Annotated in this window: 1 pseudogene; it reads right to left on the bottom strand. The window is 70.1% G+C overall.

What is annotated here, in order from left to right:
* Positions 1 to 197, bottom strand: a pseudogene (locus ACSNN7_RS29160) (non-homologous end-joining DNA ligase); the annotation flags it as partial.
* Positions 198 to 264: the final 67 nt, after the last annotated feature.

Raw genomic sequence — 264 nt, 5'->3', positions numbered from 1 at the left:
GAGTAGGGGCAGATCGTCGTCTTCGCCGCGACGTTCTGGCTCCAGTCGAGGAAGACCTTGCCCGGCCGCAGGGTCTTGGTCATCTTCCACAGCACGAGGTCCGGATGGGCCGCGGTCATCTCCTGCGCCAGCTGCTGGGCGAGGTCGCGCACCTGGGCGCTGGTCAGGTCGCCGCCGAGCGCGGCGTAGAGCTGCATCCCCTAGCTGCCCGACGTCACCGGGTAGAGGTCCAGCCCGAGACGCCCGAGGCGCTCGCGCAGCAGC

Source organism: Micromonospora sp. URMC 105, assembly GCF_051386295.1.
Taxonomy (GTDB): domain Bacteria; phylum Actinomycetota; class Actinomycetes; order Mycobacteriales; family Micromonosporaceae; genus Micromonospora.
This window is presented reverse-complemented; position numbering and strand designations above follow the sequence as displayed.